This is a genomic window from Pseudomonas sp. G1002, from assembly GCF_013385455.1.
In the GTDB taxonomy this organism is placed as follows: Bacteria; Pseudomonadota; Gammaproteobacteria; order Pseudomonadales; family Pseudomonadaceae; genus Aquipseudomonas.
This window is the reverse complement of record NZ_JACAPY010000036.1, coordinates 1-25,916: the sequence shown is the minus strand read 5'-3', so window position 1 is coordinate 25,916 and position 25,916 is coordinate 1. Positions and strand designations below refer to the sequence as shown.

The window sequence follows — 25,916 nt, the reverse complement described above, 5'->3', positions numbered from 1 at the left end:
GCTGAGGGGGCTGAATAAGATAAGTCCTACATGCCAGACTATGACTCGCTGAAACAATTGTTTTGCTTTTGATGATTTAATTACAGTCGTTGTTTATTTGGTGTTTATTTAAAGTTTATGCCAATTTGAAATGGAGCCTGATGTCATGCTGCTTCTACGTACCCTTGTTCTTGAACAGTCCGGGCATGATGCACCGGTCAATGGTGCACTGCTTTGTGGTTTTGCGGTGGCGCAGATCTCTTCAAACTTTCTTGCCTACAGTCTGGATGAAGAAACAGAGCCCGGTAGTTCACGGGTGTACATCGCAGCGTTGCGCAAAAAGTCCGAACGTTACTTTCTGGGGGCGATAGACTCCAAGGAAGACCTGCAAATAGCGACCCATGTCTTCAAGCAAATCCTGACGCTCGCGGCTGCTCCCGGGGCAAAATCTGCAAGCAGCGGCGAAACTCAGATTCCCTTTCATTTTGTTGATTTGAAAGGCTGCAAATTGCCCCCGGCCAGGCCTGAAGATCATCACTCGTTGACGATCAAGAAATCCCTGGTGATGAAGGTGATTACCCTGGGAACGTCGGCGCCCGGTTTGCCCGCCATTGAAAGCAATACGTTGATCGTGCCGTCGATTCGTTTCTCCTCAAGAATGGTGTCTGCTCCCAGGTCCCCCGATCCTTCAGAGCCTGCGCGGTCATTGCCCGAGCCGGTGGCGCAGGCGCCCGAGGCTGAGCTCGAGATATCCGAGCCGCTCGTTGAGGCGCCACTACAGGCACCGATCGAGGCGCCTGCTGTCGCTGCGCCAGTGCCGGCGCCCATAGTCCAACAACCTGAACCGGTCCCCCAGGCGCCGCCGCCCATGCCTGCCCGGAATGAGTCAGCCTCGTTGTTTGAAGTGGACGATACGCTGGCCAATCTTTCCCGATTGTCACAGGAGCTGACGCAGCAAAAGCTCAGCGTGCTCAAGCAGGAAGAAGCGCTTGATCAGTTGCGTCTCGAACTGCGCCAGGAAAAGGCTGACCTTGAGCAGGAGAGTCAGCGGAGTGCCGATAGGATTGCCGAAAAGGAAACGTCCCTGGAACAGTTGGCCCGCACGCTGGCCCTCCGGGAGGAGCATCTGGCTGGCAGCTCGGCGCTGAACCAGACAGAGCAGCGTCGAATGGACGAGCGTGCGCGCTACCTGGAGAGCCAGGAAGCCCAGTTGCATGACCGTGACCTTGCGGTGCGCCTCAAGGAGCAACAGCTGACGGCTGCGCTGTTCCAGTTGCCTGTCCTGCGGGACAACCTGAGGGTTACGCTTCAATCCCTGGATGAGTCACTTGCATGGCTTGGCGAGAACGGGCGCGGCCAGCCTGAATGCGGCCCGACCCAGACGGAGGCTGACTGATACGCGTCGTTGCCGGAATCCGCCGGTGGGTCTGGCTACTTTCCCGAGTTCATTTATCATCGACCCCCACAGCCGACATCGGGCGTTAAATGCGTTGTGCCTGATGCGGCAGCGGGTCTGAAAAATGCAAACTTCCAGGGGATGTAGAGCTTTTGAGCACCAAGCTGATTACCAAAGAAGGTCATGAGGCCCTGAAAAAGGAGCTTGATTACCTGTGGCGAGAAAAGCGCCCTGATACCACCCGCAAAGTGACGTGGGCGGCCTCCCTGGGGGACAGGAGCGAAAACGCCGACTACCAGTACAACAAGAAGCTGCTGCGGGAAATTGATCGTCGGGTGCGTTATTTACGCAAGCGCCTGGAAGACATGCGCGTGGTCGAGTACATGCCCGAGCAGGAAGGGAAGGTGTTTTTCGGCGCCTGGGTGGAGATTGAAAACGAACAGGGCGAGACCAAGCGGTTTCGCATCGTGGGGTACGACGAGATCTATGAGCGTATGGACTACATCTCCATCGACTCACCCATGGCCCGGGCACTGTTGCGCAAGGAAGTGGATGACGAGGCGCTCGTGCAGACCCCGAGTGGCGAAGTGTGCTGGTGGATCACCGCTATCGAATATGTGAAGTGACAACGGATGGCCCGTACGCATGAACGCGTGCGGGCCATTTGCGTTTTCAGCCCTCGCGCAGCACGGTCAACGGGCTGGCATTCAGTGCGCGGCGGGTGCCGAACACGCCGGCACCGCCGATCAGCACGGCGCCGATCACCGGCAGCAGCAATAGCCACGGATGCGGGTGCCAGGTCAGGTCGAACGCGTAGCGGTACAGCACCAGTGTCACCAGTTCAGTGCCCAGCGCTGCCAACAGCCCGCTGACTGCGCCCAACAACCCGAACTCGATACGCCGGACCTTGACCAGCAACTTGCGCTCAGCCCCCAGCGCCCGCAGCAGGGCGCCCTGGCGAATCCGCTCATCGAGGGTTGCCTGGAGCCCGGAGAACAACACGGCCATCCCCGCTGCCAGGACAAACAACAGCACGTACTCCACCGCCAGGGTGACCTGGGCCAGGATGCTGCGCAGTTGTTCCAGCAGTGCCTCCACCTGCAGGATGGTCACCGCCGGGAAGGCCCGGGACAGGTCGACGATCTGTTGGTCATGGCCGGGTGCGAGGTAGAAGCTGGTCAGGTAGGTGGCCGGCAGGTCCTTCAGGGTGCCGGGCTGGAAGATCATGAAGAAGTTGGGCTGGAAGTTGTCCCAGTTGATTTCTCGCAGGCTGGTGACCCGCGCTTCGCGGTTTTCCCCGCCGACGGTAAACACCAGGTGATCGTTGAGCTTGAGTTTCAGGCTGTCGGCGACCTTGGCTTCCACCGAGACGCCTGGAATCTCGTCGGTCGGTTGCGCTGTCCACCAGGAGCCCGCCGTCAGCTTGTTGCCCGGTGGCAGGTCGGCGGCCCAGGTCAGGCTCAAGTCTCGCTGTACTGCACGATCGCCGCTGGAGTCCTTGCTGACAATCTCCTGCACTGGCGCGCCATTGATGCTGATCAGTCGTCCCGGTACCACCGGATACAACGGAGCCGATTGCGCCTGTAATTCCAGCAGGCGTGCGCCGAAGGTGTCTTTGTCGGCGGGCAGGATGTTCAGGGCGAAATAGTTGGGGGCGTCCTTGGGCAACTGGTTCTGCCAGGTGTCCAGCAATTCGCCGCGCAACAACGCGATCAAGCCCATCGATAACAGGATCAGCCCGAACGCCAGTGACTGCCCCGCGGCCGCCAGGGGATGACGCAGCAACTGGCCCAGCCCCAGGCGCCAGGGCAAGGAGGCCCGGGCCAGCAGGCGTCGCAGGCTTTGCAGCAACAGGAGCAGCAGGCCGCCGAGAACCAGCGCGGCAATCACGCCGCCGCCCAGCAGGGCGAAGGTCAGCACCAGGTCGAGGCTCAAGCGCCACATGATCAGGCCCAGGGCGAAGAGCGCAGCACCGTAGACCATCCAGGTGCTGGAAGGGATTGGCAGCAAGTCGCGGCGCAATACCCGCAGTGGCGGCACCCGCCCCAGGGCGGCCAGCGGCGGCAGGGCGAAACCGGCGAGGGCTACCAGCCCGGTGCCAATCCCGGCAACGGCCGGCAGCAGCCCGCCGGGTGGAACGTCCGCCGGCAGCAGGTCATGCAACAGCGCAAACAGGCCCAATTGCGCCAGCCAGCCGAGCAGGGCGCCGGTCAGGCTGGCCAGCAACCCCAGCACGGCCAATTGCAGGCTGAACAGCAACATGGTTTCGCGTCGCGACAACCCGAGGCAGCGCAGCAAGGCGCTGGCATCAAAGCGTCGGCTGGCGAAGCGATTGGCCGAGAGCGCCACGGCCACGCCGGAGAGCAGCACCGCCACCAGGCTGGCCATGTTCAAGTAACGTTCGGCCTTGCCCAGCGCGCCGCCGATCTGCTGGTTGCCGTCGCGCGCATCCTGCAGCCGCTGGTTGGCAGCCAGGCCGGGCTTGACCAGGTCGCGATAGGTTTGCAGCACGGTGCCGCCCTGTGGCGCTCGCCACAGGTCGCGATAACTCACGCGACTGCCGGGCTGCACCACGCCGGTGGCGTCAAGGTCGGCCAGGTTGATCATCACCCTGGGCGTCAGGCTATAGAAGTTGCCGGCGCGATCCGGCTCATAGGTCAGCACGCGGGAAAGGCGCAGGGTCTTCATGCCGACGTCGATGCTGTCGCCGATTTTCAGGTTCAGTGCCGTCAACAGCCGTGCTTCCACCCAGGCTTCACCGGGTTTGGGGCCACCTCCGGCAGTTTCTTCGGCGAAGGGTTCGGCGGCGCTCTTCAGCTCGCCGCGCAACGGATACGCCTCGTTGACCGCCTTGATGCTGGACAGCTGGATGCCAGCGTCAGTGGCAATCACGCTGGAGAATTCCACCACCCTGGCGTGCTGCAGGCCCAGCTCGGTGCCACTCTGGATTTGCTCGGTGCGGGCGGGTGAACTGCCTTCCAGCACCAGGTCGGCCGCCAGGAACTCGGTGGCGCGCAACATCATCGCGCCGTTCAGGCGGGCACCGAAGTAACCGATGGCGGTGCTGGCGGCCACGGCCACCAGCAGGGCGAAGAACAGCACACGCAGTTCGCCGGCGCGGGCATCGCGCAGCAACTGGCGAAGGGCAAGGCTGAACAGGCGCAACAAGGGCAAGCGTGCCATCAAGGCTCCAGGGGCGCGACCATCAGGCCGGCTTCAAGACGGATCAGGCGACGGCAACGGTGGGCCAGGCGCTCGTCATGGGTCACCAGCACCAGGGTCGTGCCGCTCTCTTTGTTGAGTTCGAACAGCAGGTCGCTGATGCGCTCGCCGGTATGGCTGTCGAGGTTGCCGGTGGGTTCATCGGCAAACAGCACGTCCGGTTCGGCAGCAAACGCCCGGGCAATCGCTACCCGTTGCTGCTCACCCCCCGAGAGTTGGCGCGGCGAGTGGGTGAGACGCTGGCCCAGGCCGACACGCTCCAGCAGGTGTTTGGCGCGCTCGCGGGCGTCCTTGCGGCCGTCCAGCTCCAGGGGCAGCATCACGTTTTCCAGCGCGTTGAGGCTGTCGAGCAACTGGAAGGACTGGAACACAAACCCCACGTGCTCGGCGCGGATGCGTGCACGCTGGTCTTCGTCGAGGGTACTCAGGGCCTGGCCGGCGAGGGTGACTTCGCCACTGCTGGGCAGGTCGAGGCCGGCCAGCAGGCCGAGGAGGGTGGATTTGCCGGAACCGGAGGCGCCGACGATAGCCAGGCTATCGCCCTTGTTCAGTTCCAGGCTCAGTTCGTGCAGGATAGTCAGTTCACCTTCCGCGCTGGGAACCACTTTGCTAAGGTTTCGCGCGGTGAGAATGCTTGCGCCCATGGAGAATCCAATGCGAATGTGGTTTTTGAGTGCTGGCCTGGCCTTGATGTGCATGGCCCAGAACGCAGCGGCGGGTACAGTCCTGATCGTTGGCGATAGTATCAGTGCCGGTTTCGGGCTGGATACCAGCAAAGGGTGGGTAGCGTTGTTGGGACAACGGCTCAAGAGCGAAGGTTTCGACGATAAAGTGGTCAACGCCTCCATCAGCGGCGACACCAGTGCCGGAGGCCGGGCGCGGCTGCCGGCGGCGCTTGCAGAGCATAAGCCGGACCTGGTGATCATTGAGCTGGGCGGCAATGACGGCCTGCGTGGGCAGCCACCCGAGCAATTGAAACAAAATCTTGCATCGATGATTGAACAGTCCAAGGCCAGCGGTGCCAAGGTGCTGCTGCTGGGCATGCAGTTGCCGCCTAATTACGGGCCGAAATACACCACCGCGTTTGCTAATGTCTACCCGGCCCTGGCCAAGGAAAAAAGCGTCCCGCTGGTGCCGTTTTTCCTTGAAGGCGTCGGTGGTCATCCGGACCTGATGCAGGCTGACCAATTGCACCCGGCGGTTGGCGCGCAGGGCAAGTTGCTGGAAAATGTCTGGCCAACGCTAAAACCACTGCTATGACGCTTTTCTAGCAGCGGTCTTTCGGCTAAGGTGGCGCCCCCCCGATTTGGAGCCCCCGATGTCGCGTCCTGCCTGGTCACTGTTTGCCTACCAACTGATCGAGCCTGACGAACAGCTGGATCTGTTCGCCTGCCAGGAAGTCCGGGTGCATCTGGTGACGCGTCAATTGGAGTTGGGCGGGTCCATCGACCGCACCCTCTGCGGCACGTTGTTGCCTGCCCAGCCGCGCTGGTCATCGGTGGATCGCTCGATCTTCCAGGACCAGCGTTTGTGCCCCCTGTGCCGGGCGATCCTCGAGTCGCAAAAACGCGGCACACCGCCGATCTGGCCGGAGCTGCGCTTCGAGCTTTGAATATGGGTGCCCGCCGGGCAGCCGTGTACAATCCATTTTCTACTACCCGTCGATCTGCGAAGGAATTCCCGGATGTTGTCGCGCCTTTCCGCCGTCACCTGTTGCCTGTCTCTCGCTGCGCTCTGCGCGGCCGGTCCTGCTGCAGCCTTGCAGTTGCCTTTGCCGCCACCGGGTGAAGATATCGTTGGCCAGGTCCAGGTGATCAAGGCCAAGTACGAAGATACCTTCGCGGACCTCGGCACCACCTACGACCTGGGTTATTCGGAGATGGTCGCGGCCAACCCGGGCGTGGATGCCTGGCTGCCGGGAGCGGGTACCGAGATCGTGTTGCCGACGCGCTTCATCCTGCCGCCCGGCCCGCGTGAAGGCATCGTGATCAACCTGGCGGAGTACCGGCTCTACTACTACCCCAAGGGCCAGAACGTGGTGTACACGTTCCCGTTGGGGATTGGCCGTGAAGGCTGGGGCTCGCCAGTGGCCCACACCACCATCACGGGCAAGATCCCGAACCCGACCTGGACCCCGCCAGCCTCGATCAAGGCAGAACACGCCGCCAATGGCGACCCGTTGCCCAACGTCGTGCCGGCCGGCCCGGACAACCCGCTGGGGCCGTTCAAGTTCACCCTCGGCACGCCGGGCTACCTGATCCACGGTTCCAACATGAAGTTCGGCATCGGTACCCGTACCAGCCACGGTTGCTTCCGCATGTTCAACAACAACGTGCTGGAAATGGCCGACATGGTGCCGGTGGGCACGTCGGTGCGGATTATCAACGACGCCTACAAGTTCGGCGCGGCCGGGGGCAAGGTCTACCTGGAAGCCCATACGCCGCTGAACGACGATGGCACCCCATCGGTCGTCGACAAGCACACCGCCGTCATCAACGCCTTGCTCAAGCGTGAAGACCTGTCCAGCAACCTGCGGGTCAACTGGGACCAGGTGCGTGACGTGGTTGCGGCTGAAGACGGTTTGCCGACGGAAATCGGTGTACCCGGCGGGGCGCCGATGGTATCGAGTACGCCGGTCGATCTGCAGCAGTAAGCCTGCACGATCCATAACCCGTTATCGCCTCGCGCGGTGACGGGTTTTTTATTGTCTGGAATCCAGCCAAATCACAGGCAAAAAAAAGCCGATCCAAGAATGGATCGGCTTGATAACAACCCCGGAGGATTATTACTTGCGGCTTGCTTTTTCAAGCATGCGCAGAGCGCGCTCGTTAGCTTCGTCAGCAGTCTGTTGTGCTTTTTGAGCAGCAGCCAGAGCTTCATCAGCTTTACGGTAGGCTTCGTCTGCACGAGCCTGGGAGCGTGCTGCTGCGTCTTCAGTTGCAGTCAGACGAGCTTCGGTTTCTTTGGAGACGCTGCTGCAACCGGTAGCCAGAACTGCGGCCAGAGCCAGAGCAGAGAATTTCAGAACGTTGTTCATCGTGTTCCCCTTCAAGGACTTTCTATTAAATGGCTACTTTCTCAGAGTGAGCTAATAGCCGGCGTACATACTACCCATTACTTGTAGTAAGTAAACTGACGTAGCGCAAGAAGCAAAAAAAATTCTCGCGTCCAATCTATTTTGGCTAATCTTTCGAGAGTCTGTATAAAAAATATGCAGATTTTTGCACTCGGCCGAGGATTGGATCCAGCCTGAAAGGGCCGGCTGGCATGTGTTAAGCCATGTAAACATAAGTCATTTTATATATCGTCCCTGACACTATTGTTCAGATTGTCTTTTCGCCATTCGGTATCTTTTGTGCATGTTGAGGTGACTTTAAGAGCGCGTGTTCGTCTCAAGCTTCAACTGCCGGCAATGTTCAGGCCATCGACGTAAGGAATCTCGATTGGCCCTTTCTATGTCCGCCAGCGCAACGGAAGACGAGCGCGTCTTGAGCAATTGTGCGATTGGCGCCTACTATTTCCCTGTGCTGGTTGTGAGCGCTAGTGCAAGGCACTGGCCGCTTTTCTCGTTGTCGAAACCGGCACCGGGTGGCGTAGATGTTCCTTCGCCGGAAAAACATCGGTAAGGTAGGGGTCAGAAACCAAGACCCGCGAGGAGTAGTGATGAGCGAGGCGTTGTCCATCCACCATGACCAGGCTGGTCATCAGTTCGAGACCAATGTGGACGGTCATCGTGCCTATCTGACCTATATGGATCTCGGGAAGCAGACCCTGGATATCTATCGCACCTTCGTGCCCAACGCATTGCGCGGCCGTGGCATTGCTGCCGCGCTGACCGAGGAAGCGTTGAAGTTCGCCGAAGAGGCAGGTTATACGGTGATCCCGTCCTGCTCCTACGTTGAGCGCTACATGGAGCGCCACCAGCGCCATGCCGCGAAGCTTTGAGCATTGAGTAGGGCGGTACGCAGAGCATCCCAGGATGCATTCCCACGCAGGGCGGGGGAACGATCAAAAAAAACGCCGGGTTTAGCCCGGCGTTTTTGTGTCCGCAGTCTGTGCTCAGCCGCGCTGGCGCTTGGGCAACACGTCCTTGAGCTTGGCGTGCATGCTGCGCAAGGTGGTCTCGGTGGCAGACCAGTCGATGCACGCATCGGTGATCGACACGCCGTATTGCAGGTCGGCCAGGTCCTTTGGAATCGCCTGGCAGCCCCAGTTCAGGTGGCTTTCGACCATCAGGCCGATGATCGACTGGTTGCCTTCCAGAATCTGGTTGGCCACGTTCTCCATCACCAGCGGTTGCAGGGCCGGGTCCTTGTTGGAGTTGGCGTGGCTGCAATCGACCATGATGTTCGGCTTGATCTTCGCCTTGTTCAGCGCCTGTTCGCACAAGGCCACGCTGACCGAATCATAGTTGGGCTTGCCATTGCCGCCACGCAGTACCACGTGACCGTAGGCGTTGCCCTTGGTGGTGACGATGGACACGCCACCTTCCTGGTTGATACCCAGGAAACGGTGCGGGCTGGAGACCGACTGCAGGGCGTTGATCGCCACGGTCAGGCCGCCATCGGTACCGTTCTTGAAACCCACGGCCGAGGACAGGCCGGAAGCCATTTCGCGGTGAGTCTGGGATTCGGTGGTGCGTGCACCAATTGCCGACCAGCTGATCAGGTCTTGCAGGTACTGCGGGGAAATCGGGTCCAGGGCTTCGGTTGCCGTCGGCAGGCCCATTTCCGCAAGGTCCAGCAGCAATTGACGACCGATGTGCAGGCCATCCTGGATCTTGAACGAGTCGTCCAGGTACGGGTCGTTGATCAAGCCTTTCCAGCCGACGGTGGTACGCGGCTTCTCGAAATAGACACGCATCACCAGGTACAAGGTGTCGGACACTTCCGCCGCCAGCACCTTCAGGCGCTCGGCGTATTCGTGGGCAGCCTTGAGGTCATGGATCGAGCACGGCCCGATGACCACGAACAGGCGGTGGTCGGTGCCGTCGAGAATCTCACGGATGACTTCGCGGCCCTTGGTGACGGTCTGCAGGGCAGCGTCGCTCAGGGGGATTTCGCGCTTGAGCTGATCGGGCGTGATCAGGGTCTCGTTGGATTCGACGTTAAGGTCGTTGATCGGTAAATCAGCCATCGTGTTACTCGTCAGGGTCACGGGTGCCGGCCGCCAGCGATCCCCGTGCGGCGGAGCACAGCATGATTTAAGTGCAGCGGGGAGCGGAACCTTAGCGCGTTACAAGGCTGCGAGACAATGGGCAACGTCCGCTTTAATCCAGCGCTGGCAGCACAAAAGCCTCATGGGAGAACTCGCCGGCATGGCGCGTGACCCATTCCCGGGCCAGCGCTTCGCTCTGCCCGAGTGTGGGCTCGGCGCCTTCGTGGAGGCGGCAGTACCGTTCGATCTGGCACACTTGCTCACCCATTCGCGCACCGAACAAGGCCTGCTCATCGGTAAAGGCAATGTCGACGCGGTAGCCGTTTTCGGCCTTGCGGCACCATGCCACATAGCCCGGATAGCGGGCCGTCTGGCCCAGTGAGGGGATGTGCAACTCGATGGCCGCGCCCTGGCGCCAGGCGCGCGGGCAATTGCATGCGACGCCGCCCAGGCCGATAGTGTGCAGCCGTTGGCGGGAAATGCCGGAAATGGGGCGTTGGGTTATTTCGACAGCGACATCATCAGGGTGAGGAAAGAAACGACCCATGCACACGGACTCCGAGCACCGTCCAGTTGACGGCGGTGGCAGCAGTATAGTGAAAGAACTGCAACTTACCGACCTGGATATCGACCAGCAATTACTGGGGCTTCCCGGCACGTCCCTGGTGGTGTTTACCGGTGACGGCTGCTCGCGTTGCCGCTTCCTGCACCAGCAACTGCCGGGTTGGGACTTGCCGGTGGACCGGGTGTGCTGGGTGGATGCGGGTCACAATGGCGGGGCAGTGGAGCGCTACGAGATCTTTCACCTGCCGGCGTTGTTTGTGGTGTGTGACGGGAAATTCCATGGAATATTAGCGTCACTGACGCGTCTGACCGCCAGCGACCTGACTCAAGGTGTGCAGCAGGCGCTCAAACGAATACCAGAGGAGTTGCCATGACCGAAGTAACAAAACAGTCGCCACGGATCGGGATCATCGGCACCGGGGCCATTGGTGGCTACTACGGTGTGATGCTCGCGCGCGCCGGCTTCGATGTGCATTTCCTGCTGCGCAGCGAGTACGCGGCGGTCAGCGAGCGCGGCCTGCAACTCAACAGCACGATCCACGGAACCGTGCACCTTCACCCGGTACAGGCTTATGCCCGCGCCGCCGACATGCCGCCGTGCGACTGGCTGCTGGTGGGCACCAAATCGACCGGGAATGTCGAACTGGCCCCGACCATCGCTCAAGTTGCCGCCCCGGACGCCAGGATAATCCTGTTGCAAAATGGCCTCGACGTAGAGGACAGCCTGCGTGAACACCTGCCGCCGTCGCTGCACCTGCTGGGTGGCTTGTGCTACATCGGCGTGCACCGTTCCGGTCCCGGGATCGTCGAGCATCAGGCGCTGGGCCGGGTCAACCTGGGTTACCACAGTGGCCCCGCGGCCAACGATGACAGCGGTCGGCAAGCCATCGTCGAAGAAGGCGCCGCGCTGTTTCACCAGGCCGGTATCGATTCCCAGGCCATGGCCAATGTGCACCAGGCGCGCTGGCATAAACTGGTGTGGAACGTGCCTTACAACGGCCTCTCGGTAGTGTTCGGCACGGGCACCACGGCGATGATGGCGGATGAGTCCAGCCGCGAACTGATCCAGGCGCTGATGGCCGAAGTGGTGCAGGGCGCCCACGCCTGCGGGCATGAGATTCCCGCCAGTTACGCCGGGCAGATGTTCACCATGACCGAGAGCATGGATGACTACTTGCCCAGCATGTATCACGATTACGTGCACAAGCGCCCGCTGGAACTGGCGGCGATCTACGCGCGCCCCTTGGCCGCGGCCAACGCGGCGGGTTGTGAATTGCCACGCATGCAGGCGCTGTATCAGGCCTTGAGTTTTATGGATCGGCATAACCGCTGATTGGGGGGAACACCATGGCGAAGGGATTGGGCGACAAACTGGTGCTGGCGATTTCCTCGCGAGCGCTGTTCGACCTGAGCGAGAGCCACAAGGTCTACCTGGCCCAAGGCGTCGAGGCGTACCGCAAGTACCAGATCGACCACGAGGAAGAAACCCTCGAGCCCGGTGACGCCTTCCCGCTGGTGAAGAAACTCCTGAGCCTCAACGCCAGCCTCGGCCGCGCCCGGGTCGAGGTGGTGCTGGTGTCGCGCAACAGTGCCGACACCGGCTTGCGTGTATTCAATTCGATCCAGCATTACGGGCTCGACATCTCCCGCGCGGCGTTTGTCGGCGGGCGCAGCCCTTATCCTTATCTGGCGGCGTTTGGCTGCCACCTGTTTCTGTCCACCCATGCCGAGGATGTGCGCAGCGCCCTGGATGCCGGGTTTGCCGCAGCGACGATTCTGTCGGGCGGCGCAGGTCGGGCCTCCAGTGCCGAATTGCGGATCGCCTTCGATGGCGACGCGGTGCTGTTTTCCGACGAGTCCGAGCGCGTTTATCAGTCGGGCGGCCTTGAAGCCTTCCAGGCCAGCGAGCGCGAATCCGCCCGCGAGCCGTTGCGCGGCGGCCCATTCAAGGGCTTCCTGGCGGCACTCAACCTGTTGCAGCGCGAGTTCCCCGACGAGTCCTGCCCCATCCGCACTGCGCTGGTGACCGCCCGTTCGGCGCCTTCCCACGAGCGGGTGATTCGCACGCTGCGCGAGTGGGATATCCGTCTCGACGAGTCGCTGTTTCTTGGTGGCCTGGAGAAGTCGGCGTTCCTCGAAGCCTTCGCCGCCGATGTGTTTTTCGATGACCAGGAAGGGCATTGCGAGAAGGCCCGGGAGTTCGTGGCCACCGGCCACGTACCCCATGGCATCAGTAACGAGTTGAAAATTCAGACCGAGGGCTGAGCACTGCCAAAGGCGCTGCTAAGCTGAATCAATCCCCGCCATCCTGGCTGCCCAGGAGGTTCTATGATTCGTTCGATGCTGTACGCCACTGACCTCGGTCTGTATGCCCCCTATGTGATGCAACATGCCCTGGCGCTGGCGCGAACGTTCAAGGCTGATCTGTATGTGATTCACGTGGTCGAGCCCATCGGGCTGTTCGCCGAATCGGTGTTGCAGAGCTACCTTGATGAGAAGGCCTTGAGTGAATGGCAAAGCCAGGGCCTGACGACGGTGATGGCGACCATCGAACAACGGGTGCTCGACAGTTTTCGCGAGGAGCTGGGGGACGGGGAGCAGGACCTCAAGTTGATCCGTTCGGTGCGGGTGATCCAGGGTGATCCTTGTGAAGTGATTCTCGACCAGTCGCAGAAACTCTCTGTGGATTTGTTGATCGTAGGTAGTCACAGCCAGGCGGTCGGGGTGGCAACACCTCTGGGGAGAACCGCCGCACGGGTGCTGCAGCTGTCCCAGGTGCCGGTGTACCTGGTGCCGCTGTTGCAGCGTCGACGCAGTGACGACGTGTGATTGGTAGAAAACGATAAAAAGTTCTAGATTTATCCGTCTAACCTTTAATATAGTTATATACCGTCGCTGATACCCGTGGCGTCTATCCGCTTTGAGGGACACATATGAAGCTTCAACAACTGCGCTACATCTGGGAAGTGGCGCACCACGACCTCAACGTTTCCGCTACTGCTCAAAGCCTTTACACCTCGCAACCCGGTATCAGCAAGCAGATCCGCCTGCTCGAAGATGAGTTGGGCGTTGAAGTGTTCGCACGCAGCGGCAAGCACCTGACCCGTGTCACCCCGGCCGGTGAGCGCATCATCACCACCGCCGGCGAGATCCTGCGCAAGGTCGAAAGCATCAAGCAGATCGCCCAGGAATTCTCCAACGAGAAAAAGGGCACCCTGTCGATCGCCACCACCCACACCCAGGCGCGTTATGCGCTGCCGCCGGTGATCAGCAGCTTTATCAAGCAGTACCCGGACGTGGCCTTGCACATGCACCAGGGCTCGCCGATGCAGATCGCCGAGATGGCCGCCGACGGCACCGTCGATTTCGCGATTGCCACCGAAGCGCTGGAATTGTTCGGCGACCTGGTGATGATGCCGTGCTACCGCTGGAACCGTTGCGTCGTGGTCCCACAAGGCCACCCATTGGCCAAGCTGCCGAAGCTGACCCTGGAAGCCCTGGCTGAATACCCGATCGTGACTTACGTGTTCGGTTTCACCGGCCGTTCGAAACTCGACGAAGCCTTCAGCCATCGTGGCCTGACGCCGAAAGTGGTGTTCACCGCGGCTGACGCCGACGTCATCAAGACTTATGTGCGCCTAGGCCTGGGTGTCGGTATCGTCGCCAAGATGGCGGTCGACACCAAGCTCGACAACGACCTGGTGGTGCTCGATGCCAGCGAGCTGTTCGAGTCCAGCGTGACCAAGATCGGTTTCCGTCGTGGCACCTTCCTGCGTGGTTTCATGTGCGACTTCATCGAAAAGTTCGCGCCGCACCTGACGCGCGAAGTGATGGCCAAGGCCATCCAGTGCCACAACAAGCAGGAACTGGAAGAGCTGTTCGACGGCGTTGAACTACCGGTTCACTGATCGGCTTACTTCACCTCGGTAACAGCAAACTGTTGCCGAGCGCCCCCCACCAGAATCTCCACCTCATCCCCTTCGAACTTGCCCAACAGGCTTTTGCCCAGGGGCGAGCGTGGGGTGATGACGGTCACCGGTTGCCCCACCACATCGACCTTCAAGCCTGCGCCGTCCGGCGCCAGGAATAGCCACTGCTGGCGATCGTTTTCATCTGCCAACCCCAGTAATGCGCCCACTTCGATGCCGCGCTGGTCATCGTAGGCCCGCAGCCGCATGTTCTGGCAGAGCGTCAGCGCCTGCCGGATCTCCTCGACGCGTCGGGCCTGGCCGGCTGCCAGGTAAGAAGCCTCCAGGCCCAGGGTGTCGTACTTGTTCTCGGCGATGTTTTCTTCGTGGGTCGCGGTTTCGTACGCGGTTTGCGCGGCGCGCTGGGCGATATCGAGATCGACCGCGAGTTTGTCCAAAACCAACTGGTGAACGGCGTGTTTATTCATGGGCGGCTTTCGTGATCAATCGCAAAATTGCAGGACGTTGGCCCGGCTCTTGTCGTTGGGGGCGTTCTGGTCCTGTTGCAGCCAGAACTGGCATTTGGGGTTGGACAGGTTACGCGGGTTGTTGCGGGCCTGGTCCAGGGTTTGCTGTTGCTCCTGCTTGCGCAGGTTCTCCTGGTACTGCTCGAACATCCGGTTCGGCGGCTCCGGTGCAACCACCTCTGGCTTGCCCAGTTGCTGCACCACTCGGGCCACCGGCGCCACGGTTTGCTCGGGCAGGTAGCGGGAAGCCAGCCAAACGCTCAGCACAATGGCGATAAACCCCAGCCACAGGCCGAAGGCCACGGCGATACTGAGTTTGAACAGCGAGAACGAACGATCAGACATGGTGGCCTCCTGGCAGGCACGTGCGGCATGGCGCCGATTGTCCCACAGCCGCGCGCAGAATAATCGCGATCAACCCTTCTGTATCGAGGCATTTATACGGACAATCGAGCCTTTGAGCGTTGGAGCCCGGAATGAAAGCCCGCTGGGATATTTTTTGCAGCGTCGTCGATAACTACGGCGACATCGGCGTGACCTGGCGCCTGGCCCGGCAATTGGTGGCGGAACAAGGGTGTGCGGTGCGCTTGTGGGTCGATGACCTGCGGGCGTTCGAACGCATGTGCCCCGAGATTGATGTGCAGGTGCACCAGCAATGGCAAGAGGGCGTCGACGTGCGCTACTGGCCCTCCGACTGGCCGGCGACCGACGCGGCAGACGTGGTGATCGCTGCGTTCGCCTGTCAATTGCCGCCTGACTACATGGAGGCGATGGCCGCACGCGACCGCACGCCGCTGTGGATGAACCTGGATTACCTGAGCGCCGAAGACTGGGTGGTCGGCTGCCACGGTTTGCCCTCGGTGAAATTCAAGGGCGTGCAAAAGTACTTCTTCTTTCCCGGATTCCGTCCCGGCACCGGCGGCTTATTGCGTGAGGCGGGGCTGCTGGAACAGCGCGATGCCTTCCAGCAAGACGCCGCCGCCCGGCAGCAGTTTCTGCAGGCGCTTGGGGTTTTCCCGGTGGACGGTGCGCGGATGATGTCGTTGTTCGCCTATGAAAACGCCGGGCTGGCCAGTTGGCTCGACGTGCTGGCGGCCGATGGGCGCGCCACTCATCTGCTGGTGCCGGAAGGGCGGATCCTCGGAGATGTGCAGGGCTGGCTGGGGGTCGAGTCATTGGAAGTAGGTGATGTGCACCGGCGCGACGGGTTGACCGTGCAAGTGCTGCCGTTTGTGCGCCAGGAGCAATACGACCGGCTGTTGTGGTGCTGCGACTTCAACGCCGTGCGCGGCGAAGACTCGTTCGTGCGGGCGCAATGGGCCGGGCGGCCACTGTTGTGGCATATCTATCGCCAGGACGAAGACATTCACCTGGACAAGCTCGATGCGTTCCTTGAGTTGTATACCGAAGGTCTGTCTCCGGCTGCGAAAGTCGCGTTGGTCGGCCTTTGGCAGGCCTGGAACGCTGATGGCGATATGGCACTTTGCTGGAAAATGCTGCTGGAACACTGGCCGGAAGTGACCGCGAACGCCGAGAAATGGGCTCTGGAACAAGCCTCGCGGACCGATCTTGCGACGGCGCTGGTACAGTTTTATGTAAATTGGATATGATACGCGACCTTGATTTTTGTAAATCCCATCCAAATTTCGGATATTCGCAATGAAAACTGGTAAAGAACTGAAACCCGGTACAGTGATCCGTCTCGAAAACGACCCTTGGCTGGTTCAGAAAGCTGAGTTCACCAAGTCTGGTCGTAACAGCGCAATCATGAAGACCAAGCTGAAGAACCTGCTGACCGGTTACAAGACCGAGATCGTCTACAGCGCCGATGACAAACTGGACGACGTGATCCTCGACCGCAAAGAAGCGACCCTGTCCTTCATCAGCGGCGACACCTACACGTTCATGGACACCACCGACTACACCATGTACGAGCTGAACGCTGAAGACATCGAAGCCGTTCTGCCGTTCGTGGAAGAAGGCATGGAAGACGTCTGCGAAGCTATCTTCTTCGAAGACCGTCTGGTTTCCGTAGAGCTGCCGACCACTATCGTGCGTAAGGTTGCCTACACCGAAGGTTCCGCTCGCGGCGACACTTCGGGCAAGGTGATGAAGCCTGCCAAGCTGGCTAACGGTACCGAACTGCAAGTAGCCGATTTCATCGAAATCGACGACCTGATCGAGATCGACACCCGTGAAGGTGGTTCGTACAAAGGTCGCGCCAAGAAGTAATTCTTGCGCCACCGGTACGATAAAAAAAGCCCGACCATGCGTCGGGCTTTTTTGTGGGTGCCGGTTTTTACTTCAGGTGTTGCTTCAGCTCCTCGGACGCCTGCAGCAGCGCCGAACGAACCTCCGGTACCTGGCTGACGACATTCAGCAAACCGTAGTCATGGATCATGCCGTTGTAGCGTACGGCGGTCACCGGTACACCGGCTTCATCCAGCTTGCGGGCATAGGCTTCGCCTTCGTCACGCAGCACGTCCGAGCCTGCGGTCTGAATCAACGCAGGTGGCAAACCCTTGAGCTGCGCGGTACTTGCCCGCAGGGGCGACGCATAGATCTCGGCGCGCTGGTTGGTGTCGGTGGTGTAGTTGTCCCAGAACCACTTCATCATGTTGCGGGTCAGGAAGTGGCCTTCGGCAAACTGGTTGTAGGACCCGGTGTCGAAGTTGGCGTCGGTCACCGGCCATAACAGCAGTTGGAACTTGATTGACGGAGTGCCCTTGTCCTTGGCCATCAGGCTGACCACCGCTGCCATGTTGCCGCCGACGCTGTTGCCGGCGACGGCCAGGCGTTTGCCATCAACGTTGATCTCGCTGCCGTGTTCGGCCACCCACTTGGTTGCCCCGTACGCCTGGTTGATCGCCACCGGGTAGTGCGCTTCAGGTGATGGCGTGTAGTTGACGAACACCGCCGCCGCTCCCGACCCCACCACCAGGTCACGTACCAGACGCTCGTGGGTCGGGAAATCCCCGAGTACCCAGCCACCGCCGTGGAAGAACATGAACACCGGCAATGTGCCCTTGACCCCGGCCGGACGCACGATGGTCAGGCTCAGCGGCTGGCCATCGACCTGAATGGTCTTCTGGCTCACGTCGGCCTTGGGCAGCGTCAGTTTCACGCCTGACTGTGCACCTGTCAGCACCGCACGGGCTTCCCTGGGCGTCAGTTGCTCCATCGGTTTGCCGGTGCCGGCGTTCAGTACATCGAGAAACGCCTGGGTGTTGTGTTCCACGTCACCGCTGGCCGCAAAGGCATTGGTGATCGAGAAGGCGAGCAGGGTGCCGGTGAGTACTTTGCCAAATGTGTTCATGTTCTTCTCCAAAAAACCGCGTGGGTCAGACGGTTACGTGCAGGCGTACATCGACGTTGCCACGGGTGGCGTTGGAGTAAGGGCAGACCTGGTGCGCAGCGTCGACCAGACTTTGCGCGTCGTCCTGGGTCAGGCCGGGCAAGCTGACGTGCAGGTCGATGTCCAGGCCGAAACCGCCGGGGATTTGACCGATGCCGACGTGGGCAGTGATCGAAGCGTCATCCGGGATTTTGCGTTTGGTCTGGCTGGCGACGAATTTCAGGGCGCCGATGAAGCAGGCGGAGTAACCGGCGGCGAACAGTTGTTCCGGGTTGGTGGCCTGGCCACCCGCGCCGCCCAGTTCTTTTGGCGTGGAGAGTTTTACATCGAGGATGTTGTCGCTGGAAACAGCACGACCATCACGGCCGCCGGTGGCGGTGGCTACTGCGGTGTAGAGAGCTTGCATGGTGATTTCCTCGTCAGTATCTGCGCTAAATGTTTGCGCGCTAAGTAAGTGGCGACGTGAATGTATCGCGCTAATAGTTAGTGCGCAAGATATATTTGGAAAATATTTTGCGTGCTTTGATAGCCAGGCATTGCACAAACAAATGTGGGAGCGGGCTTGCTCGCGAATGCGGTGTGACAGTCACTAGATGCATTGACTGATCCACCGCATTCGCGAGCAAGCCCGCTCCCACATTTTTTGATGCGTGGTGCCTTTAGAGGGAGACTTGCAGGTTTTTTCGCAGTGCCAGTAAATCGCCCTGCAGCTTGCGCAACTGCTCGATGTCCAGCCCGCTGGCGCCCAGGATGCACTGTGGAATATCCATGGCTTTGTCCCGCAGGGCGCGCCCGGCCTCGGTCAATTCAACCACCACCACGCGCTCGTCTTCGCGGCTGCGGGTGCGGCTGAGCAGGCCTTCGGCTTCCAGGCGCTTGAGCAGTGGCGTCAGGGAGCCGGGATCCGTCAGCAGGCGATTGCTGATTTCGCCTACGGTCAAGCCATCCTCTTCCCAGAGCACCATCATGGCCAGGTACTGCGGATAGGTCAGGCCGAGGGCTTGCAGCAGGGGTTTGTAGACCTTGGTCATCAACAACGAGGTGGAATGCAGGGCAAAACACAGTTGGTTGTCGAGCAGCAAGGATTCGCAGGTATCGAGGGGCTTGGTCATGGCAGTGCCTTAAAACGTGTCTGGTTTCGAATCTAGCGGGCAAATCTTTAACGCGCCAGACAATTCTGTCCGGCCGGTCAACCCAGGCCGCTTTGCAGTGCCAGGTCCCAGGGCGGCACAGGGCTGAAGCGCGCCTTGAGGTATTCCAGCAACAAGCGGCTGCGGGCGTTGGCGTGTTGCTCCAGGCGTAGCGCATAGATGCCTGCGGTTTCAGGCGTCGGCAGGCCGTTCTCGCAGAACAGCGGGACCAGTTCACCGCGCACCAGGTATTCACTGGCGAGCCAGGTGGGCAGATGCGCAACACCCAGCCCGGCCAGCGCGCCTGAAAGCAGGGCTTCGGCGTTATTGGCGCTCATGCGAATGCGCTGCGGGCGGTAGGTGGATTTGCGCCCATCGAGCTCAAAACGCCAGGCGAACATCGGTGCCAGGCCTTCCCAGTCCAGGCCGTCATGCTCGCTTAACTGGCTGGGATGGGTCGGCGTGCCACGGTTTTTCAGGTAGGCCGGGCTTGCGCAAGCGATACGCACGATGCTGGCCAGTGGCGTGGCAATCAGCCGGGTGTCGACGATATGCCCGGCCCGCAGCACCAGGTCGACCTTGCCCAAATGCTCGCCCTGCATGTCGACAAAGCTGTCGATCAAGTGCAGGTGCACGTCCAGTCCCGGATAGACATTGAGAAAGTCAGCGATGGCAGGCGCCAAATGCCGCCTGCCGAAAGCCGCCGGTGCGTCCACGCGGATCAACCCTTCAGGCGCATGACTCAGCGACACCGCTTCGGCCCGCGCCAGTTGCAGCTCGCTGACAATCCGCCGGGCGCGCTCGGCAAACGCCAGGCCGGCGGGCGTCGGCACCACCGCATGGGTACTGCGTTGAAACAGCCGGCTACCCACCGAGCTTTCCAGGCTGTCGATGCGCCGCGCCACGGCCGAGGGCGTGAGCGGGTGACGGCGCGCGGCTGCGGAAAAGCTGCCGGCTTCCAGTACGTCGAGAAACAGGCTCAGTTGATCGGTCAATGTATTGGGGTTCATCAGCGTCTGCTTGTGCGAGATTGGCACAGCCATTGTGCGTTGCTGTGCGTTTCCGCACCAGAGCGGACTGCGTAGCATGCAAAGCCTGGGAACAGCAGGAGCGAGCGGGTGGCAGATTTAGCGTTGTATTTAATGCTGGGCGTAGCGTTGGGCACGGTCGGTGGCTTGTTCGGCATCGGCGGCGGGCTGATTGCCATTCCCGTGCTGGGGGTATTTTTCGGCCTCGACCAGCAGATCGCCCAAGGCACGGCCCTGGTGATGGTGGTGCCGAATGTGATGCTGGCGTTATGGCGTTATCACCAGCGCAACCGGATTGAATTGCGTCATGCACTGCCGTTGGGCGTGATGGGTTTTTCCTTCGCCTGGCTGGGCTCGATCTGGGCGGTGGGGATCGATGCTGACGTGATGCGGGTGGGTTTTATCGCGTTTCTGCTGGTATTGGCGTCCTACAACCTGCTGCGAATGTTTACCCACAATGCACCGCCGTCAGCGCAGATGCGTTATTCCTGGCCGTGGCTTGGGGTGTTGGGCGCGGCGTCGGGCTCCATGGGTGGCTTGTTCGGGGTGGGCGGTGCAGTGGTTGCCACGCCGGTGCTGACCAGCATCTTCGGCACCAGCCAGGTGGTGGCCCAAGGGCTGTCGCTGGCCCTGGCGCTGCCGAGCACCAGCGTGACCCTGGTGACCTACGCCTGGCACCACGAAGTGGACTGGCTGATCGGCGTGCCTTTGGCCGTCGGCGGTTTGCTCAGTATCAGTTGGGGCGTGAAAGTCGCCCACGCCATGCCTGAGCGCATGTTACGCGGGCTGTTCTGCGGGTTCCTGGCGGTGTGTGCGGTGATGCTGACGTTTAAAGTTTGAAGCCTTCGAGGATGTATTCGGCGAGGCATTCGGTAATCGGCGAGGTGGTGCGCGGGTTGCGCAACAGCCGCAGGTTGACCGACGGCAGCGGCGGAAAACCGTCCGCTGTGCCCAATATGCGCAGGTCTTCGGTCACCAGGCTTTCCATATTGATCGTGACGGCCAGGCCGGCACCCACCACTGCGAGGATCGCGGCCCCGTTGGAGCTGTGATACGCCAGTCGGTACTCCTGCCCCTGGGCGTCCAGCGCGGCGCGTGCCCACTGCGTGCAAAAACTGTCGAGGCCAGAAATGGCCAGGGGCAGGGCGCTGTGCTCATCCATGCAGAAGCAGGGCGCCGCCACCCACACCATGCGTTCATGGCGCAGCAGTTCGCCGATTTCATTTCCCGGTTCGCGGCTGATAACGGTCAGGTCGAGGTCCCGGCGCTGCATCAGCACCGGCGACGACTCACAGTGCATTTCAATCTGGATCAGCGGGTAAGCCTTGGAGAAGCGCTTGAGAATCCCCGGCAAGTAGCGCATCACGTAATCGTCCGGGGTGCCGATGCGCACCAACCCGACCATGTGCGGCTCGCGCAGGGTGTTGAACACCTCGCTGTGCAGCTTCAGGATCCTGCGGGCATAGCCCAATAGCACCTGGCCTTCCGGAGTCAGCCGCACCTGGCGACCATCGCGCTCGAACAACTTGCGCTGCAACACATCTTCTTCCAGGCGTTTCATCTGCATGCTCACCGCCGACTGGGTGCGGTTGACCTGCTCGCCGGCGCGGGTAAAGCCCCCTTGATCAGCGATGGCGACGAAGGTGCGCAGCACCTCGGTGTCGATACTCGGGTAGCTGGACAATTGATCAATCTCCGAGATGTATTGCATAAGAAACATTCGTTGGATTGATCATAGCGCCAGGCACAGACTTCAGTCATCCCCACTGGAGGGCGAGATGATGAAAGGTCAAAGAGGCTTTGTACTGATGGCGAAGCGGCCGTTTTCCGGGCTGCTTCAACTGGGTTCCCGGTGGATGGCCGTGCACCGTGAGCGTCAGCTGTTGATGAGCATGAGCGATGAGGCGCTCAAGGACATCGGGCTCAACCGTGGCGATGTCGAGCAGGAAAGCCGCCGGCATTTTTGGGAAGACCCGCTGCGAAAATGACTCGGGATCCAGTAGGGTGGTTCGCGAGCACACAAGGAGATGCCCATGCCCGCAGAACTGTCCTTTTCCCTCAAGCAGGCGCGACGCCTGGCGCTGGCCGCCCAGGGTTTTTCCGGGCGCCAGCCGCCGGCGTTGATCAAGGCGGCGCAGGTCAATCGCCTGGTTGAGCGTTTGGGCGTGTTGCAGATTGATTCGGTAAATGCGGTGGTGCGTTCGCACTACCTGCCGCTGTTTTCCCGTCTGGGGCATTACTCTCCGTTGATTCTAGAACAAGCCGCCTGGAGTTCGGGGCGGCGCCGCTCGCTGTTCGAATATTGGGGCCATGAGGCGTCGTTGTTGCCAATGGCGCTGTACCCATTGATGGGCTGGCGCATGGAACGGGCGGCCCGGGGGCAGGGGATCTATCAGCAAATGGCGCGTTTTGGTCGCGAGCAGCAGGCCACCATCGCCCGGGTGCTGGGCATCGTCGAACAACAAGGCGCCCTGGGTGCGGGCAGTTTGTCGACCCGCGAGGAGCGCGCCGGCCCGTGGTGGGACTGGAGCGATGAAAAGCATGCGCTGGAATGGTTGTTCGCCGCCGGCCAGGTGACCGTCGCCGGGAGGCGGGGGTTTGAGCGTTTGTATGACCTGCCGGAGCGTGTGATCCCGGCCGACATTCTCCAGCAACCCCCCTTGGACGAGGCTGAGGCGCAACGCGGTTTGCTGCTGCACAGCGCCACGGCGCTGGGGGTGGGCACTGAAAAAGACCTGCGCGACTACTTCCGTCTGGACCCGGCCGACAGCCGTGGGCGCCTGGCGGAGCTGGTCGAGGATGGGCAATTGATCACCTGCGAGGTCCAGGGCTGGAAACAGCCGGCTTATTGCCTGCCCGAGCCAAAAGTCCCGCGCAAGGTGCCTGCCAGCGCACTGTTATCGCCTTTTGATTCGCTGATCTGGGAGCGCAGCCGTACCGAGCGGTTGTTCGATTTCCGCTATCGGCTGGAGATCTACACGCCCCAGGACAAGCGGGTATATGGCTACTACGTGCTGCCGTTCCTGCACAACGAGCGGATTGCCGCGCGCGTGGATCTGCGAGCGGAGCGGGCGGCCGGACGCCTGGCGGTGCATGCCGTTCACGAGGAAGAGCCGGGGCTGGACGAGGAGGGCATGCGCGCGCTGGCCCTGAATCTGCGGCAGATGGCCGACTGGCTCGGGCTTGAGCAGATACAGCTCAATTGCCAGCGGGCCAGTGCGGCACGGTTGCGGGTAGAGCTTTTAACGCTTGACCTGTTTTAGCGTCTCGGCGATCAGGAATGCCAATTCCAGCGACTGATCGGCATTCATCCGTGGGTCGCAGTGGGTGTGGTAGCGGTCCGACAACCCGTCTTCGGTAATCGGCCGTGCGCCACCGATGCACTCGGTGACGTTCTGCCCGGTCATCTCGATATGAATCCCGCCGGCGTAAGTGCCTTCGGCTTCATGCACCTGGAAGAACTCCTTCACCTCACTGAGAATCTGCGCGAAGTCCCGGGTCTTGTAGCCGCTGCTGGCCTTGATGGTGTTGCCGTGCATCGGGTCGGAACTCCACAGCACCTGTTTGCCCTCGCGCTGTACCGCGCGGATCAGGTTCGGCAGATGGTCGCCGACCTTGTTGGCACCCATGCGCGCAATCAGGTTCAGGCGGCCCGGGTCGTTGTCCGGGTTGAGGATGTCGATCAGGCGGATCAGGTCGTCAGGGTTCATGCTCGGGCCGACCTTGACCCCGATCGGGTTGTTCACCCCGCGCAGGAATTCGACGTGGGCACCATCCAGTTGCCGGGTGCGATCACCGATCCAGAGCATGTGTGCCGAGCAGTCGTAATAGTCGTTGGTCAGGCTGTCGCGGCGCACGAAGGCTTGTTCGTAGTTGAGCAGCAGCGCTTCGTGGGCGGTGAAGAAACTGGTCTCGCGCAGTTGCGGCGAGCTGTCCATGCCACAGGCACGCATGAAGGCCAGGGTTTCGTCGATGCGGTCGGCCAGTTGGCTGTACTTCTCGGCCAGGGCGGAGTTGGCGATGAAGTCCAGGTTCCACTTGTGCACCTGGTGCAGGTCGGCAAAACCGCCCTGGGCAAACGCCCGCAGCAGGTTCAGGGTGGCGGTGGACTGATGGTAGGACTGCAGCAGGCGGTCCGGATCGGGCACGCGGCTTTTTTCGTCGAAGCCGATACCGTTGACGATATCGCCGCGGTAGGCGGGCAGGGTGATGCCGTCGATGGTTTCATCGTTGGAAGAGCGCGGCTTGGCGAACTGGCCCGCCATACGCCCGACCTTGACCACCGGGCAGCCGGCAGCGAAGGTCATCACAATCGCCATCTGCAGCAGCACCTTGAAGGTGTCGCGGATTTTTGCCGCCGAGAACTCGGCAAAACTCTCGGCGCAATCGCCGCCTTGCAACAGGAAGGCGCGACCCTGGGTCACCTCGGCAAACTGACGGCGCAACTCACGGGCTTCACCGGCAAACACCAGCGGCGGATAGCTCGCCAGGGTTTGCTCGACCTGCGACAAATGCGCGGCGTCAGGGTACTGGGGTTGTTGCTGGATCGGCAGGGCGCGCCAGCTATCGGGGCTCCAGGGTTGGCTCATCATGAACTCGAGTGATTTGCGGTCGGGCCGTCATGTTATCAGCAATTAGTACGTGACCTGCTGCCGCCGGTTCGCCCACAATCCCGGCTTTCCCGTTGGCACGCCGTTAGGAGTTGCAATGTCTGAGGAGCGCGTCGAGCGCCTGCTGGCCGAGGTCCATGATGACTTCGGCATGATCCGCGTGCTGGAAGTGGCCGATTACCGCTTTCTCGAGTTTGGCGATGCCATCGAGCAGAGTTGTGTGTTTACTGCTGACCCGAGCTGGTTGGAGTATGACTACACCCGCGCGATGCTGATTGGGGCGTTGTGCCATGAGCAGCCGGAGAGTGCGTTGTTTCTTGGGTTGGGGGCTGGGACGTTGACCCAGGCTTGCCTGAAGTTTCTGCCTTTGGATGATGTGGAAGCCATCGAACTGCGGCCTGATGTGCCGCGTCTGGCCATTGAGTACTTGGGGCTGGATGATGATCCTCGGCTGTATATCCGCGTTGGGGATGCGTTGGAATTGCTGCCTTCGGCTGAGTCGGCGGACCTGATTTTTGTCGACCTGTATACGGATGTTGGCCCTGGGGTTGGGCACCTGGCCTGGACGTTTCTGGAGAATTGCCAGAAGAAGCTGAACCCGGGGGGGTGGTTGGTGATTAATCAGTGGGCTACGGATGATGGGAAGCCTTTGGGGGCGGCGTTGTTGCGTGGGTTGTATCACCGGCATTATTGGGAGTTGCCGGTGAAGGAGGGGAATGTGATTTTGCTGGTGCCGGCGGATCTGGATCAGGTGCTTGATGTGGCGGCGTTGTCTGCGCGGGCTGAGGGGTTGGCGTCGCGGTTGGGGTATTCGTTGCAGTCGCTGATCAAGGCGATTCGGCCGGCTACGTAGGGTTTTGATTGTGTACATATCCGTTGCTGCGGTAACGGCCGCTTATGGTTCCGCTCTTACAGCGGGTCACTTTTGGCAAACGCCCCAAAAGTAACCAAAAGGTCTTTGCCCCACCACTCGGTGCCTCGCTTAGGCTCGGCATGCCCGCACTCCGGCCCGGTTCCGCGGGCCGCCGCGACGGGCCATC

Annotated in this window: 30 protein-coding genes; 17 read left to right on the top strand and 13 right to left on the bottom strand. The window is 61.0% G+C overall.

All coding sequences use genetic code 11. From position 1 onward, the window contains the following. Positions 1 to 145 precede the first annotated feature (145 nt). Both HX801_RS23730 and greB read left to right on the top strand, forming a co-directional pair. Complete coding sequence (locus HX801_RS23730; protein ID WP_177022852.1) at positions 146 to 1,375, top strand: hypothetical protein; 1,230 nt, start codon at positions 146 to 148, stop codon at positions 1,373 to 1,375. Between the two features lie 152 nt (positions 1,376 to 1,527). Then, entirely contained in the window at positions 1,528 to 2,001 is a 474-nt protein-coding gene (gene greB / locus HX801_RS23725) for a transcription elongation factor GreB (RefSeq protein WP_008437752.1), read from the top strand. A 46-nt stretch (positions 2,002 to 2,047) separates the two neighbouring features. On the opposite strand, the gene HX801_RS23720 is transcribed toward greB, so the two are convergent. Continuing rightward, a complete protein-coding gene (locus tag HX801_RS23720; protein ID WP_177022851.1) occupies positions 2,048 to 4,558 on the bottom strand; it encodes an ABC transporter permease in 2,511 nt (836 codons plus the stop codon). After that, positions 4,558 to 5,241 carry an ABC transporter ATP-binding protein gene (locus tag HX801_RS23715; RefSeq protein ID WP_003218726.1) on the bottom strand — a complete coding sequence of 228 codons (684 nt, stop codon included), beginning with the start codon at positions 5,239 to 5,241 and terminating at the stop codon, positions 4,558 to 4,560. The genes HX801_RS23720 and HX801_RS23715 overlap by 1 nt, the downstream gene beginning before the upstream one ends. Before the next feature lie 10 nt (positions 5,242 to 5,251). Between HX801_RS23715 and HX801_RS23710 the strand changes: the two genes are divergently transcribed. From HX801_RS23710 to HX801_RS23700, 3 genes are all read left to right on the top strand, one after another. Beyond that, a complete protein-coding gene (locus HX801_RS23710) occupies positions 5,252 to 5,857 on the top strand; it encodes an arylesterase (RefSeq protein ID WP_003218725.1) in 606 nt (201 codons plus the stop codon). A gap of 58 nt (positions 5,858 to 5,915) precedes the next feature. Continuing rightward, positions 5,916 to 6,209, top strand: a complete 294-nt coding sequence (locus HX801_RS23705; protein WP_003218723.1) for a hypothetical protein — start codon at positions 5,916 to 5,918, stop codon at positions 6,207 to 6,209. A 72-nt stretch (positions 6,210 to 6,281) separates the two neighbouring features. Beyond that, on the top strand, positions 6,282 to 7,250 hold the full coding sequence (locus tag HX801_RS23700) for a L,D-transpeptidase family protein (protein ID WP_008437756.1): 969 nt from the start codon (positions 6,282 to 6,284) through the stop codon (positions 7,248 to 7,250). 132 nt (positions 7,251 to 7,382) lie between these two features. Here HX801_RS23700 and oprI read toward each other — a convergent pair whose 3' ends face one another. Next, positions 7,383 to 7,634, bottom strand: coding sequence for an outer membrane lipoprotei OprI (gene oprI / locus HX801_RS23695; RefSeq protein WP_003172710.1), 252 nt, complete (start codon positions 7,632 to 7,634; stop codon positions 7,383 to 7,385). Between the two features lie 626 nt (positions 7,635 to 8,260). Between oprI and HX801_RS23690 the strand changes: the two genes are divergently transcribed. Then, positions 8,261 to 8,542 (top strand): GNAT family N-acetyltransferase, encoded by a 282-nt coding sequence (locus HX801_RS23690; RefSeq protein WP_003189869.1) that lies wholly within the window; start codon positions 8,261 to 8,263, stop codon positions 8,540 to 8,542. A 114-nt stretch (positions 8,543 to 8,656) separates the two neighbouring features. On the opposite strand, the gene HX801_RS23685 is transcribed toward HX801_RS23690, so the two are convergent. Both HX801_RS23685 and HX801_RS23680 read right to left on the bottom strand, forming a co-directional pair. Then, positions 8,657 to 9,733: a 3-deoxy-7-phosphoheptulonate synthase gene (locus HX801_RS23685; RefSeq protein WP_003218719.1), complete on the bottom strand. Its 1,077-nt coding sequence runs from the start codon at positions 9,731 to 9,733 to the stop codon at positions 8,657 to 8,659. Between the two features lie 133 nt (positions 9,734 to 9,866). Then, a complete protein-coding gene (locus tag HX801_RS23680; RefSeq protein WP_008437761.1) occupies positions 9,867 to 10,301 on the bottom strand; it encodes a PilZ domain-containing protein in 435 nt (144 codons plus the stop codon). Here HX801_RS23680 and HX801_RS23675 point away from each other — a divergent pair. From HX801_RS23675 to cysB, 5 genes are all read left to right on the top strand, one after another. Further along, positions 10,300 to 10,692 carry a hypothetical protein gene (locus tag HX801_RS23675; protein ID WP_003218715.1) on the top strand — a complete coding sequence of 131 codons (393 nt, stop codon included), beginning with the start codon at positions 10,300 to 10,302 and terminating at the stop codon, positions 10,690 to 10,692. The two genes, HX801_RS23680 and HX801_RS23675, sit on opposite strands and share 2 nt — an antisense overlap. Further along, a complete protein-coding gene (locus HX801_RS23670; RefSeq protein ID WP_003218713.1) occupies positions 10,689 to 11,651 on the top strand; it encodes a putative 2-dehydropantoate 2-reductase in 963 nt (320 codons plus the stop codon). The genes HX801_RS23675 and HX801_RS23670 overlap by 4 nt, the downstream gene beginning before the upstream one ends. Before the next feature lie 14 nt (positions 11,652 to 11,665). Further along, the gene (locus tag HX801_RS23665; RefSeq protein WP_003218711.1) at positions 11,666 to 12,583 is read left to right on the top strand and encodes a 5'-nucleotidase; all 918 of its coding nucleotides are present in this window, start codon (positions 11,666 to 11,668) and stop codon (positions 12,581 to 12,583) included. Positions 12,584 to 12,646: 63 nt separating this feature from the next. Next, a complete protein-coding gene (locus HX801_RS23660) occupies positions 12,647 to 13,147 on the top strand; it encodes a universal stress protein (protein WP_003218709.1) in 501 nt (166 codons plus the stop codon). Positions 13,148 to 13,251: 104 nt separating this feature from the next. Next, positions 13,252 to 14,226: an HTH-type transcriptional regulator CysB gene (gene cysB / locus HX801_RS23655; RefSeq protein ID WP_003218707.1), complete on the top strand. Its 975-nt coding sequence runs from the start codon at positions 13,252 to 13,254 to the stop codon at positions 14,224 to 14,226. 5 nt (positions 14,227 to 14,231) lie between these two features. On the opposite strand, the gene HX801_RS23650 is transcribed toward cysB, so the two are convergent. Together HX801_RS23650 and HX801_RS23645 are read right to left on the bottom strand one after the other, a co-directional pair. Continuing rightward, positions 14,232 to 14,714, bottom strand: a complete 483-nt coding sequence (locus HX801_RS23650) for a GreA/GreB family elongation factor (protein WP_177022850.1) — start codon at positions 14,712 to 14,714, stop codon at positions 14,232 to 14,234. Positions 14,715 to 14,729: 15 nt separating this feature from the next. Then, positions 14,730 to 15,098, bottom strand: coding sequence for a hypothetical protein (locus HX801_RS23645; protein WP_003218702.1), 369 nt, complete (start codon positions 15,096 to 15,098; stop codon positions 14,730 to 14,732). Positions 15,099 to 15,229: 131 nt separating this feature from the next. On the opposite strand from HX801_RS23645, the gene earP reads away from it, so the two are divergent. Together earP and HX801_RS23635 are read left to right on the top strand one after the other, a co-directional pair. After that, positions 15,230 to 16,363, top strand: a complete 1,134-nt coding sequence (gene earP, locus HX801_RS23640) for an elongation factor P maturation arginine rhamnosyltransferase EarP (RefSeq protein ID WP_008437768.1) — start codon at positions 15,230 to 15,232, stop codon at positions 16,361 to 16,363. A gap of 49 nt (positions 16,364 to 16,412) precedes the next feature. Further along, positions 16,413 to 16,985, top strand: a complete 573-nt coding sequence (locus tag HX801_RS23635; protein WP_003218698.1) for an elongation factor P — start codon at positions 16,413 to 16,415, stop codon at positions 16,983 to 16,985. Between the two features lie 67 nt (positions 16,986 to 17,052). On the opposite strand, the gene HX801_RS23630 is transcribed toward HX801_RS23635, so the two are convergent. From HX801_RS23630 to HX801_RS23615, 4 genes are all read right to left on the bottom strand, one after another. Next, on the bottom strand, positions 17,053 to 18,069 hold the full coding sequence (locus tag HX801_RS23630) for an alpha/beta hydrolase (RefSeq protein ID WP_177022849.1): 1,017 nt from the start codon (positions 18,067 to 18,069) through the stop codon (positions 17,053 to 17,055). Positions 18,070 to 18,094: 25 nt separating this feature from the next. Continuing rightward, on the bottom strand, positions 18,095 to 18,514 hold the full coding sequence (locus tag HX801_RS23625) for an organic hydroperoxide resistance protein (protein ID WP_177022848.1): 420 nt from the start codon (positions 18,512 to 18,514) through the stop codon (positions 18,095 to 18,097). A 253-nt stretch (positions 18,515 to 18,767) separates the two neighbouring features. Continuing rightward, entirely contained in the window at positions 18,768 to 19,220 is a 453-nt protein-coding gene (locus tag HX801_RS23620) for a MarR family winged helix-turn-helix transcriptional regulator (RefSeq protein WP_003218693.1), read from the bottom strand. A 77-nt stretch (positions 19,221 to 19,297) separates the two neighbouring features. Next, positions 19,298 to 20,248 carry a LysR family transcriptional regulator gene (locus HX801_RS23615; protein ID WP_177008071.1) on the bottom strand — a complete coding sequence of 317 codons (951 nt, stop codon included), beginning with the start codon at positions 20,246 to 20,248 and terminating at the stop codon, positions 19,298 to 19,300. 108 nt (positions 20,249 to 20,356) lie between these two features. Between HX801_RS23615 and HX801_RS23610 the strand changes: the two genes are divergently transcribed. Further along, positions 20,357 to 21,106 carry a sulfite exporter TauE/SafE family protein gene (locus tag HX801_RS23610; RefSeq protein WP_087693650.1) on the top strand — a complete coding sequence of 250 codons (750 nt, stop codon included), beginning with the start codon at positions 20,357 to 20,359 and terminating at the stop codon, positions 21,104 to 21,106. On the opposite strand, the gene HX801_RS23605 is transcribed toward HX801_RS23610, so the two are convergent. Then, positions 21,096 to 21,977, bottom strand: coding sequence for a LysR family transcriptional regulator (locus HX801_RS23605; protein ID WP_023659060.1), 882 nt, complete (start codon positions 21,975 to 21,977; stop codon positions 21,096 to 21,098). The genes HX801_RS23610 and HX801_RS23605 overlap by 11 nt on opposite strands. Before the next feature lie 70 nt (positions 21,978 to 22,047). On the opposite strand from HX801_RS23605, the gene HX801_RS23600 reads away from it, so the two are divergent. Then, positions 22,048 to 22,254 carry a DUF1127 domain-containing protein gene (locus tag HX801_RS23600; RefSeq protein ID WP_003218685.1) on the top strand — a complete coding sequence of 69 codons (207 nt, stop codon included), beginning with the start codon at positions 22,048 to 22,050 and terminating at the stop codon, positions 22,252 to 22,254. 45 nt (positions 22,255 to 22,299) lie between these two features. Beyond that, the gene (locus HX801_RS23595; protein ID WP_177022847.1) at positions 22,300 to 23,529 is read left to right on the top strand and encodes a winged helix-turn-helix domain-containing protein; all 1,230 of its coding nucleotides are present in this window, start codon (positions 22,300 to 22,302) and stop codon (positions 23,527 to 23,529) included. Here the strand turns inward: HX801_RS23595 and HX801_RS23590 are convergent. Next, positions 23,509 to 24,855 carry a class II 3-deoxy-7-phosphoheptulonate synthase gene (locus HX801_RS23590; RefSeq protein WP_177022846.1) on the bottom strand — a complete coding sequence of 449 codons (1,347 nt, stop codon included), beginning with the start codon at positions 24,853 to 24,855 and terminating at the stop codon, positions 23,509 to 23,511. The two genes, HX801_RS23595 and HX801_RS23590, sit on opposite strands and share 21 nt — an antisense overlap. A gap of 118 nt (positions 24,856 to 24,973) precedes the next feature. Here HX801_RS23590 and HX801_RS23585 point away from each other — a divergent pair, with 118 nt between their 5' ends. Then, on the top strand, positions 24,974 to 25,729 hold the full coding sequence (locus tag HX801_RS23585) for a spermidine synthase (RefSeq protein WP_008437778.1): 756 nt from the start codon (positions 24,974 to 24,976) through the stop codon (positions 25,727 to 25,729). Positions 25,730 to 25,916: the final 187 nt, after the last annotated feature.

Bases quoted from the DNA above. Each gene is read 5' to 3' on its own strand.
- HX801_RS23730 (WP_177022852.1), top strand. From the start codon at position 146: ATGCTGCTTCTACGTACCCTTGTTCTTGAACAGTCCGGGCATGATGCA.
- HX801_RS23720 (WP_177022851.1), bottom strand. From the start codon at position 4,558: ATGGCACGCTTGCCCTTGTTGCGCCTGTTCAGCCTTGCCCTTCGCCAG.
- HX801_RS23715 (WP_003218726.1), bottom strand. From the start codon at position 5,241: ATGGGCGCAAGCATTCTCACCGCGCGAAACCTTAGCAAAGTGGTTCCC.
- HX801_RS23710 (WP_003218725.1), top strand. From the start codon at position 5,252: ATGCGAATGTGGTTTTTGAGTGCTGGCCTGGCCTTGATGTGCATGGCC.
- HX801_RS23705 (WP_003218723.1), top strand. From the start codon at position 5,916: ATGTCGCGTCCTGCCTGGTCACTGTTTGCCTACCAACTGATCGAGCCT.
- HX801_RS23700 (WP_008437756.1), top strand. From the start codon at position 6,282: ATGTTGTCGCGCCTTTCCGCCGTCACCTGTTGCCTGTCTCTCGCTGCG.
- oprI (WP_003172710.1), bottom strand. From the start codon at position 7,634: ATGAACAACGTTCTGAAATTCTCTGCTCTGGCTCTGGCCGCAGTTCTG.
- HX801_RS23690 (WP_003189869.1), top strand. From the start codon at position 8,261: ATGAGCGAGGCGTTGTCCATCCACCATGACCAGGCTGGTCATCAGTTC.
- HX801_RS23685 (WP_003218719.1), bottom strand. From the start codon at position 9,733: ATGGCTGATTTACCGATCAACGACCTTAACGTCGAATCCAACGAGACC.
- HX801_RS23675 (WP_003218715.1), top strand. From the start codon at position 10,300: ATGCACACGGACTCCGAGCACCGTCCAGTTGACGGCGGTGGCAGCAGT.
- HX801_RS23680 (WP_008437761.1), bottom strand. From the start codon at position 10,301: ATGGGTCGTTTCTTTCCTCACCCTGATGATGTCGCTGTCGAAATAACC.
- HX801_RS23670 (WP_003218713.1), top strand. From the start codon at position 10,689: ATGACCGAAGTAACAAAACAGTCGCCACGGATCGGGATCATCGGCACC.
- HX801_RS23665 (WP_003218711.1), top strand. From the start codon at position 11,666: ATGGCGAAGGGATTGGGCGACAAACTGGTGCTGGCGATTTCCTCGCGA.
- HX801_RS23660 (WP_003218709.1), top strand. From the start codon at position 12,647: ATGATTCGTTCGATGCTGTACGCCACTGACCTCGGTCTGTATGCCCCC.
- cysB (WP_003218707.1), top strand. From the start codon at position 13,252: ATGAAGCTTCAACAACTGCGCTACATCTGGGAAGTGGCGCACCACGAC.
- HX801_RS23650 (WP_177022850.1), bottom strand. From the start codon at position 14,714: ATGAATAAACACGCCGTTCACCAGTTGGTTTTGGACAAACTCGCGGTC.
- HX801_RS23645 (WP_003218702.1), bottom strand. From the start codon at position 15,098: ATGTCTGATCGTTCGTTCTCGCTGTTCAAACTCAGTATCGCCGTGGCC.
- earP (WP_008437768.1), top strand. From the start codon at position 15,230: ATGAAAGCCCGCTGGGATATTTTTTGCAGCGTCGTCGATAACTACGGC.
- HX801_RS23635 (WP_003218698.1), top strand. From the start codon at position 16,413: ATGAAAACTGGTAAAGAACTGAAACCCGGTACAGTGATCCGTCTCGAA.
- HX801_RS23630 (WP_177022849.1), bottom strand. From the start codon at position 18,069: ATGAACACATTTGGCAAAGTACTCACCGGCACCCTGCTCGCCTTCTCG.
- HX801_RS23625 (WP_177022848.1), bottom strand. From the start codon at position 18,514: ATGCAAGCTCTCTACACCGCAGTAGCCACCGCCACCGGCGGCCGTGAT.
- HX801_RS23620 (WP_003218693.1), bottom strand. From the start codon at position 19,220: ATGACCAAGCCCCTCGATACCTGCGAATCCTTGCTGCTCGACAACCAA.
- HX801_RS23615 (WP_177008071.1), bottom strand. From the start codon at position 20,248: ATGAACCCCAATACATTGACCGATCAACTGAGCCTGTTTCTCGACGTA.
- HX801_RS23605 (WP_023659060.1), bottom strand. From the start codon at position 21,977: ATGCAATACATCTCGGAGATTGATCAATTGTCCAGCTACCCGAGTATC.
- HX801_RS23600 (WP_003218685.1), top strand. From the start codon at position 22,048: ATGAAAGGTCAAAGAGGCTTTGTACTGATGGCGAAGCGGCCGTTTTCC.
- HX801_RS23595 (WP_177022847.1), top strand. From the start codon at position 22,300: ATGCCCGCAGAACTGTCCTTTTCCCTCAAGCAGGCGCGACGCCTGGCG.
- HX801_RS23590 (WP_177022846.1), bottom strand. From the start codon at position 24,855: ATGAGCCAACCCTGGAGCCCCGATAGCTGGCGCGCCCTGCCGATCCAG.
- HX801_RS23585 (WP_008437778.1), top strand. From the start codon at position 24,974: ATGTCTGAGGAGCGCGTCGAGCGCCTGCTGGCCGAGGTCCATGATGAC.